Below are 16,663 nucleotides of genomic sequence, written 5' to 3'. Positions count from 1 at the left end.
GTGCTGGCGTGGCTGACCCTTGAATCCGACGATGAGACACCTGTTCGAGCCGTCGGGTGGACCGCCCTCGGTTGGCAGGCGCTCAGCGGTCCGATTCCAACGGCGTAAGAACGACTCGGGCAACCTAAGTACAGGTGGTCCTAACCCCCGCGTGAACGCCCGTGTCGACCGATAGTCACACTTCCCGTCCGGTACTCCGTCCGCTGATCGAACGGTTCGGCTTTCCGCACCTGATCGCGATGACGCTCGTAGTGGTCGCGGCAACCATCCTGCTCGGCATCGCCGCGAAGGCGACCGGGTCGGGGCTGGCCTGTGAGGCAAACTGGCCGCAATGTGATGCTGGCCCGTTCAACCTGTTCCCGGCAAACCTCCCGAGTTTCTACGAGTGGTTCCACCGCTTCGTCGCGATGTTCGCCGGGTTCGCCATTATTGGCTCCGCGGTCGCTGCCGTGCGACTGCCGAACGTCGACAGGCGCGTGGCCGCCCTCGTCGTCGCCGGAATGCTCTTGACCCCGGTTCAGGTCGCCCTCGGACGTGAAACCGTCACACAGTATACGATGGACATTCTGGCACTGCACTTCTGGACAGCCGTGCTCATCTTCGTCCTCTTTACCGTGGCGACCGTTCTCGTCTGGGCACCGCAGCTAACCTCGGCACACGTCACGACCGCGCTCGCGTTCGGTACCATCGTGTTGCCGTTCCACGTCGCCCTCAGTCCGCTCGTCATCGGCGACATTACCAACTATAGCGCGTCCATGCAGATGGCTCAGTACGGCGTCACGCTCGGACTGCTGGGTTCTGTCATCGTCGCAACCATGGTCGGTCGTCGCCGTTTCGAATCTAACCGGCTGACTGGGCTGTTGAGCGCAACGACGGTGCTTGCAGTGTTCGTAATCTTCCTCGGGCGTCGGGCTATAATGACGTTTAACCCGGCACTCGACTCCCTCTACGTTGCCGTCGCTGCGCTGTTGTTCGTGACGTTCGTCATCGGCATCCGACAGGTCCGCCACGCCCCACATCGCTCGAGCGACACGCGGCAATAATCAGTTCCGTCTCGCGGGATCGTTTTGTCTGATTCGTGATAGGCGAGCCGAGCACAGCGACGATCGTTGTACCAGGTTGTGCCGGCCAGCATCGCACCGATGCCGACGCTCAACAGCACGTCGTCTGCGAGTCGGTTCGCTGCCGTCGCTTCGAGTGTACCGTGTCGCGACGAGAGCGGCCAGAACGGACGGATTTCCATGGGTCGGAGGACCGCACGCGGGTTCGCGGTCGCGCTGGACCCGACGGACCGCAGCCCGTCCGAGGGCCGCCGACACTGATCGGCGCTGGATCGAACACCGTGACCGCTGTACCTTTTTCGTCTCCGGGCCAACGGTACGATATGCGAACCAGTCTTAACGTTCCCGAGGAGATGCTGGCCGAGTTCGACCGCACCTGGCAGGCGGAGGGGATCGACTCTCGCTCACGCGCGCTCCGGGAGGCGATTCAGGAGTACGTCGAATCACACCACCGCCTCGAGCAGGCTCGCGGGCCGGTCGCGGCGACGGTCGTCTTCGACTACGTCCACGAGGAGATCATCGAAGACCTACACGAGATCCAACACGAATTCCAGGCCGAAATCGACACGACCTGTCACGTCCATCACGGCGAGTGGTGTCTCGAGGCCGTCTTCTGTCACGGGCCGGCCGCAGAAATTCGCGACCTCGTCTACCGGCTGAAAGATTTCGATGCCGTTGGCCGGGTGTCGGTCACGCTGTTGCGAGCAGACGAGACGGCCGAGTGACTGCGTCGTCGGTGGCAGTCGACGTCGAAATCGCAGGAATACGCGTGAACATTCCGGTCCAGTCCACCGCTACTCACTCGAGACGACGACGTGCCCCTCGCTAGTGGCGGTCACCTCGTAGCCGTCGTGGGTGAACGTGATCGTCCCGTTTCTCGCCGCCCCGCTGTGGGTTGAACTAAAAAGCGCGTTGAGAGCGTCGGGATCGATCGTCTCGAACAGTGGCGTTAAAACGCCGACGTCCAGCGATTCGGCGTCTTGATTCGACGGGGTCGACCGGCCTGCTGCGGTTCGCAAGGCGGTGAGTACTGCGTTGCTCAGTGTTTCGTTGTCACCAGCAGTGTAGGTTACGTCCCCCTGTTTCCCCGCCGTCGCTGCATGGTCTTGTTTCGTAGCCATCGATCTATGAGGACGAATGCAGTATGGACAGGAGTTCGCCCGGGTTTGCTGGCCAACGTTTTAAGTTCATCCGCCCTCGGCGATCGTGTTTCGCAACAGCGCGTCGTGGCCACGCCGAAGGAGCGCGGAGAAGGCTTGACTCGAGATATCGAACTCGTCGGCCAGTTCTTCGGTCGAGGTCTCGCGTGGCACGTCGAAATAGCCCGCTTCTAGGGCCCGACAGAGTGCGTCTTGTTGGCGGGCAGTGAGGCCGTATCTCCCGGCCGGATCCGCGTCGCTTCGGTAGAGTCGCCGCAGGTCGAACGAGAGGCCACGTTCTTGACACTGTTCGCGGTAGTCAACCAGTGCACGGCGGTTCGGAATCTGCGCACGGTATCGCATCTCGTCGCCGCTCGCTTCGATATCGAGAAACGTAATGCCGTGTTCGATCGCATCAACGTACGTCAGGCCTCGCTCGCCTTCGAGAGATAGTGTAACACGGAAGAGCCGTCGCTCGGGAAGCGTCGAGAGGAGTTCGAACGACGTAATCGTGGGATCGTCCGGAAGTTCCCGAAAGAACCGCTTGAGGTCGGTCTCTGTCCCCCTCGCCCAGATGATCAGCCGCGAGTTGGTTCCGGGGACCGGCTGTTCGTCTTCGACCTCGAGTGTGACCCCTGGAACCGCCCGTCGCGTGTCCGCCAGTATCGGATTCGAGACTGTATACTCGGCGATAACGCTCATTATCGATCAGTATGGTCCTGCCGACAAGGTGTTTTCGCCGCCCTCGAGACGCGTTCGGAATCGGTCACCGGCGGGACCGAGTCTCACCGCCCGAACCGCTTTCTGATCGTCGCCCGCAGCGGCAGTCCCAGCGCGCCGATGATCGGGAGCACCACGAACACGAGGAGATCGATCGCAAGCGTCGCGTATCCGGCAGCCGCGAGCCCAAAGCCGACGGCCGGTGCCAACACGGGGAGCACGTACAGATACGACGGCGTCCAGCCCGGCCCGCGCCGTGTGTGGCGAACGATCACGCCGAACAGGACGGGCATGAGGACCGCACCGGCCAGTAACGGCCCGCCAACGAGGACAGTCGTCACGGCCACCGCGAGGGCGACGACGATCGTTTCGTCGATCGACACTGCACCCCACGTCTCCTGGTCGCGGACGAGGCGGGCACCGAGCAGGACGACGAGCGTCACGCCGACTGCACCAGCCAACGCACCATACCACTGGAGCGGCTCGAGCGGCGGCGTGACGAACTCGACGGCTAGCAAAAACTCGACGGTCGAATCGATGCCATGACGGCTGCTCGAGAGCGTCTTCCAGATCCGCTCGGGATCGGCACCGATCGCCTGTAGCTCAGTCGAGAGCGCCTCGAGTCCGGCCTCGTTTTCGAGCGCGAAGTGGGCGAGTCCAACGACGTAGAGACAGACCGACAGCCAGATCAGCGGCAACGAGAAGTTCTGTCGTCGCCACCACCGGGAGACCGGGTTGTCGGCGATACCGCTGGACCCCGTCTGCGTGTCGGACTCGGCCGTGGACCCCCTCGTTTGGCTATTCGCGGTATTGGTGGTCGAACTGGTGGTATGGGTGTCGGTCGTCGTGGAACCAGTTCCGGTTGCCGTACCGGACCCGGACGTGCCGCTGCTGGTCGTCGTTCCAGTTGTGGTACTCGAGGCATCCGCAGTCGTCGATGTCGATCCACCCGTCGTCGCCCCTGCCGCGGAGGCCGTCGTCGATGTCTTCGACGTCGTCGATTCGTCAGCACTCGAGGAACTGGACGCAGTCGAGGAGTAGGTAAACGTCGTTCCGGAACTCGTCTCGTTCGACGGTGAGTCGTCCGATTCTGTCGTCTCCGTCGATTTCGATTTGTCGGTATCCTGCCAGACGTCCGGTGAGGGGAGACCGCTGGTTCGCTTGGCGACGTAATCCCTGTGGCCCATGCGGTCGTAGGCCTTCCGTTCGACGGGATCGCCGAGGATATCGTATGCCTTCTTGACGGCCGTAAACTGGGCTCGAGCCCGGTCGTCGTCGTTGTGGTCGGGATGATATACGCGGACCTGTTCACGGTAGGCGTCTTTGATTTCGTCTTGAGATGCATCGGACGAAATCTCCAGGAGATCGTAGAAATCCTCGGTCATATAAGCCTCTGTGATCGTCTCGTTTGCTGTAGTGTACACGAGGGGGGGTTATAATAACAGTGCTCTCAGGAAAAGTCGGCCAGCGACGACTGCCCACTCGTCGGGGTTTCGTCGGCCGGTTCACTATCATCGTCGGCCGCGTTCCCACCGTTGGTTCGGTGACCGTCCTCGCGTTGCCCCCAACTGTCGAGGCTGGCCTGATCGGCCGCCGCGAACTCGAGGTTTGCCACTCGAACGCCGAGTTTGCGGACGGGATCGGGCTCGAACTCCGTAAACAGGTCGCGTGCGATGCGCTCGACGAGGTCGGGGTCATCGACCGGACCCGGCAGCGATCGCTCGCGGGTATTGATGTCATACGGCGGTGTGACGGCTTTGACGCCGATGGTCCGGTAGAGTGCCCCTTCTCGCTGGGCGCGATCGGCGACGGCCGTCGCGAGCGTCTCGATCTGTTCGTACTTTGGATCCACCGCCGTGACCGGCTCTGCGAAGGCGGATTCACGCGAGAAGCTCTTGGGCTCGCCTTTCGGCTTGACCCGGCGGTCGTCGTCGCCACGGGCGCGCTCGTACAATTCTCGGCCGCGCTCGCCGAAGCGTTCAACGAGGGGCTCCGAATCGGTCGCAGCGACGTCACCGGCCGTCTCCAGACCCATTGCCCGAAGCTCGCGAGCGGTTACGGGGCCGACGCCGTGGAGCAAGTCGACCTCGAGCGGGGCGAGAAAGTCCCGCACGGCACCGGGTTCGACGACGGTCAACCCGTCGGGTTTCTCGAAGTCGCTGGCGATCTTGGCCGCGCTCATCGTCGGTGCGACGCCGACACTGACGACGACGCCGACCTCCCGACGGATGCGGTCTTTGATGTGGCGGGCGAAGCCGTCGGCGACCGCCCAGGCGGTTCGATCGGTCACGTCGAGATAGGCCTCGTCGATGCTCACCTCACGGACCACGTCGGCACAGTCGTGGAGGATTTCCCTGACCTCCTCGGCGACCGACTCATAGTAGTCCAGATCGACGGGCCGATAGAAGCCGGTTTCCTCGCGCTCGAGGGCCGGGTCGTCGTCGGCCGCGTCGGACTCGAGCGCGGCGCGTCTGGGAAGGTGCTCGAGTGCCGTCGATATCGCTTGGGCACTCTCGACGCCGAACTTGCGGGCTTCGTAGCTGGCGGTGGCGACGGCCCCGACGGTCTCGCCGGGTTCATAGCCCATGCCGACGACGACGGGTTCGCCACGGAGTTGTGGCTCCCGAAGGCGCTCACAGGCGGCATAGAAGCAGTCAGCGTCGACGTGACAGACGATCCGCTCGTCGTCGTCGCTCTCCTCGACGCCCGGAAGCCGCGGTTCCTCCGACATTCGTCTACTGATCGGTTCGCGTGGATCGTTGTGAACGTTGTGCCCGGGGCCGCTCGAGTCGGTGCCATTGCAGGTACATTCTCATAGGCAGTCTCGTAGATGTGCAGCGTGTCTCCACGCGAGATCGAGCGGCAGGTTCGGCCGATGGGCGACCGAAACGGCCGCGTGGCTACAATAACCCCTATCCGTTCCGCGTCGAAATCGGTTGCTATGGTCTCCGACACCGCCGATACGCCGCCACCGATCGACACGTACGGTACGGATTCAAGCACCGGGAGAACCACCATTTTCAACGCCCTGATCGGCGCTGCGGTGGGCATCGTACTCTCGTTCGTCCCGGGGTCAACGCTGCTCGGTGGTGCCGTCGCCGGCTATCTCGAGGGCGATGCCGATCCGGTAGACGGGCTGCGAGTCGGTGCCATTGCAGGACTCTGTATGCTTGCGCCGTTCGTGCTTTTCGGGATGATTGCCTGGCTCTTCTTCCTTGGGGCTGGTGGCCCCGGGACAACCATCGGCGTGGTGTTCATCGTTGGGCTCACGTTCGGCGCGCTCTACACTGTCGGGTTAAGCGCTCTCGGTGCAGTGTTCGGCCGCTACATCAAAACCGAACTGTGACCTGACCGGTCAGTTGTAGCCGCGCCACCGCTTCCCACACTCGGTACACTTGAAAAAGCGCGTTGGCGGTTCGTCGGCCGACGCAGTCTGTTTGAGCGTGTACCAGGCTTCCTGATTGCCACACTCGTCACAGACCACGTCCGTCGCCTTCGGTTTCCCTTCGAAGTTCGCGTTCTCGTCGGACTCGATCACCTCGGCGTCGGTCTGTGACTCCGTTGTGACGAACGCATCTTCCTGTTCTCGATCTCGCTCGAGCGACGCGCCACAGTCGTCGTTCGTACAGACCATGCGGTCGCCCTCGGCTTTCATCATCGAACCGCAGTCGTCGCAAAACTGCATAGCCGCCCGTATGCGGTCGGGACGCAAAAAACGCTCTTCTCGTCGGTGCGGGTGTTCGTCCACCCGCCGTTACTGATCGACGCGAATCGTCGCCCCGCTCGAGGCCGGTTCCGAGAGCACAATCCGTCCCTCGAGGTCGTTGTCCGCGAGCGCGTCGTGGGCGGCAGCCGCGGTCTCGTCGGCGTGTGCGCGGTCGGTCACGCCGTAGACGACGGGGCCCCACGACGACTGGCCGACGCCGGTACAGACCGGACAGCCCTCGAGCGCTTCGACGAGGGTACCCGCCGGCGGCCGAAAGACGCCACCCTGTGCGTCGGCGTACCACGAGCCGTTCTTGCGGCCGATTTCGGCGATCGCCTCGCCGAATGCCTCGAGTCGGCCCTCGGCGGCGGCTGGCAGCAGTTTCCGGGTGACGACGCCGGCGATTTCGTCGGCGACGGCGGGGTCTGCACGCTCGACGACGGCGCGCATGCTCGCGTCCTCGTCGTCGCCACTGCGACCGGGGTCAGTATCTGGAACGACGACGAGGAATCGCCAGTCGGCGGGCAGGTCGTGGCGGGCGACGACCGGCGGGACCGTCCAGTCGCCCTCGGCTGGCGGTTCGGTCGTAAACCGATTCGTCGGGTGACCGGCGTCGACGACGAACCCGCCGGCTTCGAACGTTGCGACGCCGATACCGCTGCGCCCACCACGACCCATCGCGGGGGCGTGGGCTCGGACGTCCGGCTCGAGATCGTGGGCGCTCGCCGTCGCCGCGAGAACGGACAGCGCGAGCTGTGTGCCACTGCCGAGGCCAATATGGCGTGGCAGTCGCTTCTCGACCGTGACCGCGACGCCGGGGACCTCGAGGACGCTGGCGGCACGGGCTGCATACTCTCGAGCCAACTGGTCGTCGCTCTCGATGCCGGACGCCGGCTTGGCGGTGACCGTGACGCGTGGCTCCTCGAGTCCGATACCGATGCCGCCGTAGAGCCGCCGGCGAGCCAGCGAGAGGTTTTGGAACCCGACGTGAAGTCGGGCCCCGGCGCTGACGGTCGCGGTTGTCATAGGCGGCGGTAGGCAAGCCCTCGGGAAGGGGGTTTCGACGGTGGCAACGCCTGTCGCCGTGGCGCGTGCTGGCACTTACGGGATCGTGTCACCGATAGGTCTTTTCCGCAGGTCGTGTGTCTTGTACACATGGATCTTATACGCGCGCTCGAGGCCGATGCCGGGCTCACCTGCGTCGTCGGCGCTGGCGGGAAGAAATCGACGCTGTACGAACTCGCCGGCCGCCTCGAGCAATCGGTCGTGACGGCAACCGTTCGGATCCCGATTTTCGATCGCGAGGTCGCCGACGTGTGGGTGACTGAAGAGCCACTCGCCGCCCTCGAGTCGGCTGCCGAGACGGATCTCGAGTGGCCGCTCGGACTGGTGCCGGAACAGGAACGAGACGACCGGTATCGGGGGTACGATCCCGCGACGGTCGATCGGATCGCGTCGGCCGCAGGCGTCGAGCACGTGCTCGTCAAAGCCGACGGCGCGCGAACGCGATTGCTGAAGGCCCCGAACGAACGCGAACCGCAACTGCCCGACACCGTCGAGACAGTAGTCGCTATCGCGAGCGTCGACGCGGTCGGTCAGCCGCTCGAGGACGACGTCGTCCACCGCCCGGAGCGCGTCGCGGATGTGACCGGACGAGCGATCGGCGAACCGATCGAACCGGCCGACGTGGCGGCGATTCTGACCAGCCCGGAAGGTGGACTGAAGGACGTCCCTGAGGGGGCGACGTACGTCCCACTGGTCAACATGGTCGACGATGACGACGCCCTCGAGACGGCACGCGAGGTCGCGACGCACGTCCTCGAAAAAAGTGCTGCCACACACGGTCGTGTCTCGCGAGTCGTCCTGACGAGCATGCTCGCCGACGAGCCGCTGGTCGACGTCTGTCAGTGATACTGTCAGACAGTATGGCACTTCGCCGTGGTCCGGCTATCGACTGATCACTGACGGTTTATACGGCTATCGTCCATAGCATCGCCTGTGACGAGTATCGATTCACTCGAGGGCGTCGTCCTCGCGGGCGGCTACTCGACGCGCTTTGGCGAGGCGGACAAAGCCGTCGCCGAACTCGCCGGGACGCCGATGATTCGCCGTGTCGTCGATCGGCTCGCGACGGTGACCGACGCCGTCGTCATCAACTGCCGAGACGAGCAACGCGAGGCGATTCGAGACGCGCTCTCAGGGAGCGACGTCGACCGTCGCTACGCGATCGATCCGGTTCCCGACCGCGGTCCGCTTGCCGGGATCGGCGTCGGCCTTGAGGCGGTCGACCGCGAGTACGCGGCCGTCGTCGCCTGCGATATGCCGTTCGTCGATCCGGCACTGTTCGAACAACTATACGAGCGTGCCCGCGGCCACGATGGGGCCGTTGTCCGGCTCGAGGACGGCTGGTATCAGACGACGCAGGCCATTTACCGTGCCGACCGGATGGCCCATGCCTGTACAGAGACGCTCGAATCCGACGACACGCGGATCCTCGCTGCGTTCGACACCCTCGACGTGATCACCGTCGAAGAAGCGGAACTCGAGGACGTCTCGGAGACGACCTTCGAGAGCGTCGATACCCCGGACGACCTGCAGGCGGCAGCGCGGCGGCTCGAGTAGGACGAGTCTCGAAAAACTGTCGAGCGTCTTCAAACCGCTACTTTGGGGCCAGACCCGTCAGTCCTGCTTCGCGCCGGGGTTGGTCACCGCACCGTTGGCTGCAGAGCCGAACGTCTGCCCGTATTTTGCCAGCACACCGGTGGTGTAGTTGGGCTCGGGGTGGTCGCGGTCTGCGAGTCGCTGCTCGAGTTCATCCTCGGAGAGGTCCACGGAGAGTTCGAGATTGTCGATGTCGATCGTGACGGTGTCGCCGTCCTCGAGGGCGGCGATTGGGCCGCCGTCGAACGCTTCCGGCGCGACGTGGCCGATGGAGAACCCACGGGTCGCACCGGAGAACCGACCGTCGGTAAACAGCGCCACGTCCTCAGCGTGGCCCTGGCCGGCGACCGCGCTCGTGACGCCGAGCATCTCGCGCATCCCGGGCCCACCGCGGGGGCCTTCGTTGCGGATGCCGATGACGTCGCCGGAGTCGACATGGCCCTCCTGGACGTACTTCATCGCGTTCTCCTCGCCTTCGAAGATCCGGACTGGGCCTTCGTGGTGGAGATGGTCTTCGCCAGTGATCTTGATGACGGCACCCTCGGGTGCGAGGTTCCCGGTGAGGATGCGGATGGCACCGCGCTCGTGGATCGGGTCGTCGACGGTGTAGAGGAAGTCGGCGTCGAGCTCTTCGATTCGTGGCGGGTCGATGCGCTCGATAGCTTCTTCGATCGTCTCGCCGGTGACCGTCAGCGCGTCGCCGTGGAGTAGGTCTGCCTCGAGGAGTTCGCGAAGCACGACTGGGACGCCGCCGACCTCGTGGAGGTCGTTCATGACGCGCGTGCCACCGGGCTGGAGGTCGGCGATCTTCGGTGTTCGGGCGCTGATTTCGTTAAATTTCTCGATATCGAGATCGATACCGGCCTCGGCGGCCATCGCCAGCAGGTGGAGCACGGCGTTGGTCGAGCCGCCGACGGCGACCTGCAGCGCGATCGCGTTCTCGAAGGATTCCGCTGAGAGGAAGTCCGACGGTTTGCGCTGCTCTCGAACGGCCTCGACGGCGAGTTCGCCGCTCTCGCGGGCGACCTCGTAGCGGTCGTCGTCCTCGGCGGGCGGCGAGGACGAGCCAAGCGGCGCGAAGCCGATCGTCTCGGAGATCGATGCCATCGTATTGGCGGTGAACATCCCGCCACAGGAGCCCGCGCCGGGGCAGGCGTGGCGCTCCATCTCGTCGAGTTCGTCCTCGGACATCTCGCCGTCGGCGACGGCACCGACGCCTTCGAAGACGTTCTGGATCGTGACCTCACGGCCCTCGTGTTCGCCGGGCATGATCGAGCCGCCATAGAGGAAGACACTGGGCAGATCCGTCCGGATCGCGGCCATCATCATCCCGGGCATGTTCTTGTCACAACCGCCGATGGTGACGAGGCCGTCCATGCGCTCGCCGAACGCGACGAGTTCGACGGAGTCGGCGATGACTTCACGGGAGATCAGCGAGGCCTTCATCCCCTCGGTCCCCATCGAAATCGCGTCGGAGATGGTGATCGTGCCGAACTCAATCGGCATCCCGTCGGCCTCGTCGACGGCGTCGTAGGCCGACTGGGCCACGTCGTCCAGGTGAACGTTACACGGTGTGATGTCGGCGGCCGGATTCGCGACGCCGATCATCGGCGAAGACAGGTCCGCGTCGTCGTATCCCATCGCACGGAACATCGCACGGTGGGGGGCCCGTTCGACCCCCTCCGTGACCTCCTTGCTCGGTAACTCCTCGGGTTTGCCCGCCGCGGGCGATTGCTCTTCGGACTGTTGGCTCATACCGTGAGATTGCCACCTCGGCGCTTAAAGACCTCGGATACCGACATCACCCCACATCAAGCCGCAGTCGAACACATTCGGTGTCCACTCCGCTGGACACGCTCGCCTTCGATTTCCTGCACGGGGCTTTCCCGCACCTATCACAGAGTGACTGATAGAGCACCGAATGTATACGTACTGTCTCGAGTGTGAGTGGCAGGCTAGCACTGTCGATGCCGATGCCGATACCGATGCTGCGGTGTCGAAGAGCGCGATTGAACACTTTGTCGAAACCGGTCACACGGTGGAGTCGGTGCGGCTGCCACCTCCGGAAGTGGTTCTCGAGAGCTAGGTCCCATCGAACGGCGGGGACGTCCCGATGACAGTCTCGAACGCCTCGATCGGTCTGACGCCGACCCCGTGGAAGTCGGGGACGCGTGGCCCGTCTTCGGTTTCGTCCTGGGCGAGTGCGATGTGGTCGTCGTCGAAGTCGCCGATCGGGTGCGGTTCGATGACGTCGACGATCTCTCGAGTCTCGATGTCAAGCACGGAGATGCCTGGCGTGACACCCGTCGCGGCGTGTGGGTCACCCGACAGCGGGGCTGGACCGCGCAGGGTGACGAACATGTACTCGCCGTCAGGCGAGGCCCACATAATGTCGGGCGAGTCACGCTCGTCGGGGTTCTCGGACTGGTCGGGACCGTACTTCTCGATCGTCTCGACGACTTCGTCGGTTTCGGGGTCGACGATAACGCCGTCGTTGGTCTCGCGGTTCAGGACCCACAACTCCTCGCCGTCGGGGGTGAACCAGAAGCCGTGTGCGTCGTTGCCGCCGGTGTCGCCTTTGTTCTCGCCAGCAGCCGCGCCATCGACGACGATCTCGTCGGCGGCGGTGTCGTAGACGTAGTACTCGCCGACACCGTCCTCGTTGCTCGAGGGCAGCCCCGCGGTGAGATAGAATTTCTCCTCGGTCGGGTGAGGCATGGTCCCACAGTTGGTCGGCAGTTCGTCGCCGGAGTACGCCTTGTCGACGGTGAACTCCTCGTGGTCGATGATGACGAGCGCGCCGTCGTGGTAGCTCGGGCCGAGCGTGTGCAGCGAGCGCCCGTCGTGGGCATACTGGTGGCAGATCGGCGCACCGCTTTCGATGCCGGCGGCCTGGACGGTGTCATCCTCGAGCACCTCGATCTCGTCGACGACTTCGAACGACTCGCTCTCGAGGTCGGCCTCGACACGGACGATCGCACCCTCACCGATGGCGTCGACGTGGATGTACTCGTCGCCAGGCGAGAACGCGGCCATGTGTGAGCCAGCGCCGGTATCGATGTCGGCGACCAGTTCGTGATCCTCGGTGCGGAAGACGAGCGTGCGCGCGCCGGCCGTACAGGCGACGGCGGCGTACTCGTAGTCCGAGCTGTAATCGATCATGTGCGGGACGACGCCCTCTTCGGGGACGCCCTCGAGGCCGTTGATGTCGATGAAGTCCGTGACTGCGAACTCGTCATCGCCGTCGGCTGCCGGCTCGTAAATGAAGATGTTGTCCCGACCCTGGTCGAGCGCCCAGAGTTCGTAGGAGCCGTCGCCGGCCTCGAGTTCGGGATCGACCTCGTAATCGAACGTCGTCTCTTCGCCGTTCCCCGAACCGTCATCGTCATTGTCTCTGTCCCCGGCACAGCCGGCCAGCGCGACTGCGCCAGCGGCTGCACTTCCGACCAAAAATCGTCTGCGAGTTGCATCCATCTGCATACCTGCATGCTCCGAACCCCTAACTCAAAAGTTTGCGGGTTTCAGGCCTTCTCCGTGGTGAATTCGACATTTGGGACGTAGACAGAGGCAAGAATTGAGCCGGGTTCACCCGTCCACATTCTGAACGCCACGAGACGGCCGGTTGCCTCCCGCTCGAGGGCGTTTCCCAGCGGCTATTGCGGATTGTATTGCCGGTAGCTGTGTCGCCACTCGTCTCCGTCGAAAATTGTCACTCCAGGGATCTCGATGTCGGTGTGCTGTCTCAGTAATTTCGGCTGTAACGAGTGTTAAACACTGGTTCAATCGTCGAATCCCATCTCCACTCGAGCCTGTATACAACCCTCCCGGAACCGGTGGTTCACCCGCGTCGCTCGAGGATGCGGTCGATGATGAGTCGCGTCGAAAGGATTTCGTCGTTGTCGCTCGGTTCGCGGCCGCTTGCACGCTCGACGACACAGTCGATGCCGCGGCGCTCGAGTTCGGATTCGATCCCGTCGGTGTCGTGGTGTTGGTCGTGGCCCAGCGCGATGACGTCGGGGTCGATCTCCTCGATCGGGATGAAAATGTCCTCCTCGTGGCCGAGTATCGCCTCGTCGACGGCCTCGAGTGCGTCGACGACGTCTCGACGCTGTGTTGCCGGACAGATCGGCGCTTTCTTGTGGTCGACGTTCGCCTTACGGGCGACGATCACGTACAGTTCGTCGCCCATCGCCGCTGCCTCCTCGAGGTAGTGGACGTGGCCGGGGTGGATGATGTCGAACGTGCCCTGTGCGATGACCGTTTTCGTCATGATATCCACCGACTGCGGCGTGCGTTGCTCGTCGTCAGTTCACAATCCAGGTCAGGAGTCGTCTCGAGCATACTCATACTATCGTCGGAGTTCGTCGTCGATATCCGCCTGCGTGAAATCGAAAAAATCCTCGGTTTCGGGGAGGTCTACATCGATTACGTTCAACTGGGTGGGTTTGCCCTGTGAGTCGAAGGCTTTCCAGTCCGTTCGACGGTAGGGTGCGCCGATGATGACGTGGACGCTACCCCGGCCGAACGTCTCCAGATCCGCGCTACTCGGGCGGATCACGCCGTTTGGGTGGGAGTGGATACTGCCGAGTGCCTTCACGTCGTTTGGAATCTGGCTCGTCTTGACCGTTGCGCTGACGCTGTTCGTCTCGGTCCCGGGGACGACCAGGATATCGGTGATGACGAGACCGTCCTGATCGACCCCCAACTTGTTCGCCTCGGTCCCCCGGAGAAACCCCATATACTCGTCGGGATGTGACGCCTCGGAGGACTCGAGGGCAAACTCGAGTGTCTCCTCGGCGATGCCGAGAATCTCACTCGATCGAAACAGCGCGTCGAACAGCCCCATAGCACATCCTGCGGGCTTGCGGTTGCTAAACGTTCCGATAAGGTGGCCACTTTCATCGGTGGCTCGCCGACGCTGGCTCGGCCGTCGACGAAAAACGATCCTCATCGTCGATGATATTTCTCAAGGAACAACTAGGAATACATATCCTCTCAAGCAATATTAGCGCGTTTCTTTTCCCGACGCTCATCATATTCGAATATATGTCACTAGACGAGGACTCACTCGCGTACCATTGCGACGATCCACCGGGAAAGATCGAGATTCGAACGACGAAGTCGACGAGCACGCAGCGGGATCTCTCGCTCGCCTACTCGCCCGGGGTCGCCGCGCCCTGTCGAGAAATCGCCGACAACGGGGACGACGCCTACCAGTACACTGCGAAGGCGAACCTCATCGGCGTCGTCTCGAACGGCTCCGCCGTGCTCGGACTCGGTGATATCGGGGCGCAGGCCTCGAAACCGGTCATGGAGGGAAAAGGCGTCCTCTTCAAGCGCTTTGCGGATATCGACGTCTTCGATATCGAACTTGATCTCGATGATCTCGACGCGTTCGTCGAGTCGGTCGCGGCGATGGAACCGACCTTCGGCGGAATCAACTTAGAGGATATCGCCGCCCCGGACTGTTTTCAGATCGAAGAGCGCCTGCGGGAGCGGATGGATATCCCGGTCTTTCACGACGACCAACACGGGACCGCGATTATTACCGGCGCGGCGCTGCTAAACGCCGCCGAACTTGCCGGCAAAGACCTCGAGTCAATCTCGGTCACGTTCGCGGGCGCGGGTGCCGCAGCGCTCGCGACGGCCCAGTTTTTCGTCTCGCTTGGGGTTACGCGAGAAAACATCACGATGGTCGACATCGACGGCATCCTGACGACGGAACGAGCCGAAGCCGGCGACCTCGATCCCTACAGCCGCGAGTTCGCTCGCGACGTGCCCGAGGGCGAACTCGCCGACGCGATGATTGATGCGGACGTCTTCGTCGGCCTCTCGGTTGGCGGCATCGTCTCACCGGAGATGATCCAGTCGATGGCCGCAGAGCCGATCGTCTTCGCGATGGCTAACCCCGAACCCGAGATTGACTACGAGACGGCAAAAACTGCCCGTGAGGACGATATTATTATGGCAACGGGACGGTCCGACTACCCGAATCAGGTCAACAACGTCCTCGGGTTCCCATTCATCTTCCGGGGGGCACTCGACGCCCGTGCGGCCGAGATCAATGAGAACATGAAAGTCGCGGCCGCGAAAGCGATCGCCGACCTCGCGAAACAGGACGTTCCAGACGCCGTCCGCAAGGCCTACGGTGACCAGCCACTCCAGTTCGGCCCCGAGTACATCATCCCGAAACCGCTCGATCCGCGAGTCCTGTTCGAGGTCGCGCCTGCAGTTGCCCGCGCCGCGATCGACAGCGGGGCCGCTCGTATCGACATGGATATTGAGACCTACGTCGAACGCCTCGAGGCCCGCCTCGGCAAATCCCGGGAGATGATGCGAACGGTGTTCAACAAGGCGCAAACCGAGCCCAAACGGCTCGCGCTGGCCGAAGGTGGCAACGAGAAGATCATCCGCGCGGCGGCCCAGATCGAAGAACGGGAGGTCGCCCGGCCAGTGCTGATCGGGGACGAAGCCGAGATCACGACGACGATCGCGGATCTCGGCCTCGAGTTCGACCCCGAGGTAGTCGATCCAAGCACCGGCGAGTACGACCACTACACCGAGTCACTCTACGAGCGTCGCCAGCGCAAGGGCGTGACCCGCACCGAAGCCCGCGAACTGATCCGGGACAGCAACTACTTCGCCTCGGTGATGGTCGAGCAGGGCGACGCCGACGCGATGCTTACCGGGCTGACGAATCACTACCCGTCGGCGCTGCGCCCGCCGCTGCAGGTCATCGGAACCGCACCGGACACTGACTATGCCGCGGGCGTCTACATGCTCACGTTCAAAAACCGCGTCGTCTTCCTCGCCGACGCGACGGTCAATCAAGACCCTAATGAGGACGTTCTCGCCGAAATCACGCGTCACACGGCTACCCTCGCCAGGCAGTTCAACGTTGAGCCACGAGCCGCACTGCTCTCGTACTCCGACTTCGGGAGCGTCGACAACGAGGGGACTCGAAAACCCCGCCGAGCGGCCCAACAGCTTCGCAACGATCCGAGCGTCGACTTCCCAGTCGACGGCGAAATGCAGGCCGACACCGCCGTCGTCGAGGAGTTACTCGAGGACACGTACGAGTTCGCCGACCTTGACGAACCAGCGAACGTGTTGGTCTTGCCGAACCTCGAGGCGGGCAACATCTGTTACAAGCTGCTCCAGCGGTTGGGTGGGGCCGAAGCGATCGGGCCGATGCTCGTCGGCATGGATCGGCCAGTCCACGTCCTCCAGCGCGACGACGACGTTGCCGATATCGTCAATCTGGCAGCCGTCGCGACCGTCGACGCCCAAGACGAGTAGCGTCTTCGGTCGCCTCCAGCAGACGGCTCAGCGTGCGTGCCATCCCTTCTTGACAAGGGTTATACGCGACCACCTCA

The 16,663-nt window shown here is 63.4% G+C and carries 16 protein-coding genes; 6 read left to right on the top strand and 10 right to left on the bottom strand.

Going from position 1 to position 16,663, the window contains the following annotated elements:
• Positions 1 to 161 precede the first annotated feature (161 nt).
• Together BW940_RS05875 and BW940_RS05865 are read left to right on the top strand one after the other, a co-directional pair.
• Complete coding sequence (locus BW940_RS05875) at positions 162 to 1,043, top strand: COX15/CtaA family protein (RefSeq protein WP_076608270.1); 882 nt, start codon at positions 162 to 164, stop codon at positions 1,041 to 1,043.
• 341 nt (positions 1,044 to 1,384) lie between these two features.
• A complete protein-coding gene (locus BW940_RS05865) occupies positions 1,385 to 1,786 on the top strand; it encodes a CopG family ribbon-helix-helix protein (RefSeq protein ID WP_076608268.1) in 402 nt (133 codons plus the stop codon).
• Between the two features lie 69 nt (positions 1,787 to 1,855).
• Here the strand turns inward: BW940_RS05865 and BW940_RS05860 are convergent, their stop codons facing one another.
• The 4 genes from BW940_RS05860 to dinB all read right to left on the bottom strand — a co-directional run bounded on the left by BW940_RS05860 (position 1,856) and on the right by dinB (position 5,651).
• Positions 1,856 to 2,182, bottom strand: a complete 327-nt coding sequence (locus BW940_RS05860; RefSeq protein ID WP_076608267.1) for a HalOD1 output domain-containing protein — start codon at positions 2,180 to 2,182, stop codon at positions 1,856 to 1,858.
• A 66-nt stretch (positions 2,183 to 2,248) separates the two neighbouring features.
• A complete protein-coding gene (locus BW940_RS05855; RefSeq protein ID WP_076608266.1) occupies positions 2,249 to 2,902 on the bottom strand; it encodes a helix-turn-helix domain-containing protein in 654 nt (217 codons plus the stop codon).
• An 83-nt stretch (positions 2,903 to 2,985) separates the two neighbouring features.
• On the bottom strand, positions 2,986 to 4,305 hold the full coding sequence (locus BW940_RS05850; RefSeq protein ID WP_076608265.1) for a J domain-containing protein: 1,320 nt from the start codon (positions 4,303 to 4,305) through the stop codon (positions 2,986 to 2,988).
• 65 nt (positions 4,306 to 4,370) lie between these two features.
• Entirely contained in the window at positions 4,371 to 5,651 is a 1,281-nt protein-coding gene (gene dinB, locus BW940_RS05845; RefSeq protein WP_076608264.1) for a DNA polymerase IV, read from the bottom strand.
• Between the two features lie 210 nt (positions 5,652 to 5,861).
• On the opposite strand from dinB, the gene BW940_RS05840 reads away from it, so the two are divergent.
• The gene (locus BW940_RS05840; RefSeq protein WP_076608263.1) at positions 5,862 to 6,266 is read left to right on the top strand and encodes a DUF5518 domain-containing protein; all 405 of its coding nucleotides are present in this window, start codon (positions 5,862 to 5,864) and stop codon (positions 6,264 to 6,266) included.
• Between the two features lie 9 nt (positions 6,267 to 6,275).
• Here the strand turns inward: BW940_RS05840 and BW940_RS05835 are convergent, their stop codons facing one another.
• Both BW940_RS05835 and BW940_RS05830 read right to left on the bottom strand, forming a co-directional pair.
• Positions 6,276 to 6,605: a transcription factor S gene (locus BW940_RS05835; RefSeq protein WP_076608262.1), complete on the bottom strand. Its 330-nt coding sequence runs from the start codon at positions 6,603 to 6,605 to the stop codon at positions 6,276 to 6,278.
• A gap of 69 nt (positions 6,606 to 6,674) precedes the next feature.
• Positions 6,675 to 7,652 (bottom strand): beta-ribofuranosylaminobenzene 5'-phosphate synthase family protein, encoded by a 978-nt coding sequence (locus BW940_RS05830; protein ID WP_076608261.1) that lies wholly within the window; start codon positions 7,650 to 7,652, stop codon positions 6,675 to 6,677.
• Positions 7,653 to 7,781: 129 nt separating this feature from the next.
• Here BW940_RS05830 and yqeC point away from each other — a divergent pair, with 129 nt between their 5' ends.
• Positions 7,782 to 8,537 (top strand): selenium cofactor biosynthesis protein YqeC, encoded by a 756-nt coding sequence (gene yqeC / locus BW940_RS05825; protein ID WP_076608260.1) that lies wholly within the window; start codon positions 7,782 to 7,784, stop codon positions 8,535 to 8,537.
• A gap of 87 nt (positions 8,538 to 8,624) precedes the next feature.
• Complete coding sequence (gene mobA / locus BW940_RS05820) at positions 8,625 to 9,248, top strand: molybdenum cofactor guanylyltransferase (protein ID WP_076608259.1); 624 nt, start codon at positions 8,625 to 8,627, stop codon at positions 9,246 to 9,248.
• Positions 9,249 to 9,305: 57 nt separating this feature from the next.
• On the opposite strand, the gene ilvD is transcribed toward mobA, so the two are convergent.
• From ilvD to BW940_RS05800, 4 genes are all read right to left on the bottom strand, one after another.
• Positions 9,306 to 11,042: a dihydroxy-acid dehydratase gene (ilvD, locus tag BW940_RS05815; protein WP_076608258.1), complete on the bottom strand. Its 1,737-nt coding sequence runs from the start codon at positions 11,040 to 11,042 to the stop codon at positions 9,306 to 9,308.
• Between the two features lie 327 nt (positions 11,043 to 11,369).
• Complete coding sequence (locus tag BW940_RS05810) at positions 11,370 to 12,767, bottom strand: YncE family protein (RefSeq protein ID WP_076608257.1); 1,398 nt, start codon at positions 12,765 to 12,767, stop codon at positions 11,370 to 11,372.
• 358 nt (positions 12,768 to 13,125) lie between these two features.
• Positions 13,126 to 13,557 (bottom strand): adenylyltransferase/cytidyltransferase family protein, encoded by a 432-nt coding sequence (locus tag BW940_RS05805; RefSeq protein ID WP_076608256.1) that lies wholly within the window; start codon positions 13,555 to 13,557, stop codon positions 13,126 to 13,128.
• Between the two features lie 78 nt (positions 13,558 to 13,635).
• The gene (locus BW940_RS05800; RefSeq protein ID WP_076608255.1) at positions 13,636 to 14,133 is read right to left on the bottom strand and encodes a Mov34/MPN/PAD-1 family protein; all 498 of its coding nucleotides are present in this window, start codon (positions 14,131 to 14,133) and stop codon (positions 13,636 to 13,638) included.
• Positions 14,134 to 14,333: 200 nt separating this feature from the next.
• On the opposite strand from BW940_RS05800, the gene BW940_RS05795 reads away from it, so the two are divergent.
• The gene (locus BW940_RS05795; RefSeq protein WP_076608254.1) at positions 14,334 to 16,586 is read left to right on the top strand and encodes an NADP-dependent malic enzyme; all 2,253 of its coding nucleotides are present in this window, start codon (positions 14,334 to 14,336) and stop codon (positions 16,584 to 16,586) included.
• Positions 16,587 to 16,663 lie beyond the last annotated feature (77 nt).

Source organism: Natronorubrum thiooxidans, from assembly GCF_900156475.1.
Taxonomy (GTDB): Archaea; Halobacteriota; Halobacteria; order Halobacteriales; family Natrialbaceae; genus Natronorubrum; species Natronorubrum thiooxidans.
This window is presented reverse-complemented; position numbering and strand designations above follow the sequence as displayed.

Coding starts and splice junctions, on each gene's coding strand:
- BW940_RS05865 (WP_076608268.1), top strand. CDS start 1,385: ATGCGAACCAGTCTTAACGTTCCCGAGGAGATGCTGGCCGAGTTCGAC.
- BW940_RS05860 (WP_076608267.1), bottom strand. CDS start 2,182: ATGGCTACGAAACAAGACCATGCAGCGACGGCGGGGAAACAGGGGGAC.
- BW940_RS05855 (WP_076608266.1), bottom strand. CDS start 2,902: ATGAGCGTTATCGCCGAGTATACAGTCTCGAATCCGATACTGGCGGAC.
- BW940_RS05850 (WP_076608265.1), bottom strand. CDS start 4,305: ATGACCGAGGATTTCTACGATCTCCTGGAGATTTCGTCCGATGCATCT.
- dinB (WP_076608264.1), bottom strand. CDS start 5,651: ATGTCGGAGGAACCGCGGCTTCCGGGCGTCGAGGAGAGCGACGACGAC.
- BW940_RS05840 (WP_076608263.1), top strand. CDS start 5,862: ATGGTCTCCGACACCGCCGATACGCCGCCACCGATCGACACGTACGGT.
- BW940_RS05835 (WP_076608262.1), bottom strand. CDS start 6,605: ATGCAGTTTTGCGACGACTGCGGTTCGATGATGAAAGCCGAGGGCGAC.
- BW940_RS05830 (WP_076608261.1), bottom strand. CDS start 7,652: ATGACAACCGCGACCGTCAGCGCCGGGGCCCGACTTCACGTCGGGTTC.
- yqeC (WP_076608260.1), top strand. CDS start 7,782: ATGGATCTTATACGCGCGCTCGAGGCCGATGCCGGGCTCACCTGCGTC.
- ilvD (WP_076608258.1), bottom strand. CDS start 11,042: ATGAGCCAACAGTCCGAAGAGCAATCGCCCGCGGCGGGCAAACCCGAG.
- BW940_RS05810 (WP_076608257.1), bottom strand. CDS start 12,767: ATGCAGATGGATGCAACTCGCAGACGATTTTTGGTCGGAAGTGCAGCC.
- BW940_RS05805 (WP_076608256.1), bottom strand. CDS start 13,557: ATGACGAAAACGGTCATCGCACAGGGCACGTTCGACATCATCCACCCC.
- BW940_RS05800 (WP_076608255.1), bottom strand. CDS start 14,133: ATGGGGCTGTTCGACGCGCTGTTTCGATCGAGTGAGATTCTCGGCATC.
- BW940_RS05795 (WP_076608254.1), top strand. CDS start 14,334: ATGTCACTAGACGAGGACTCACTCGCGTACCATTGCGACGATCCACCG.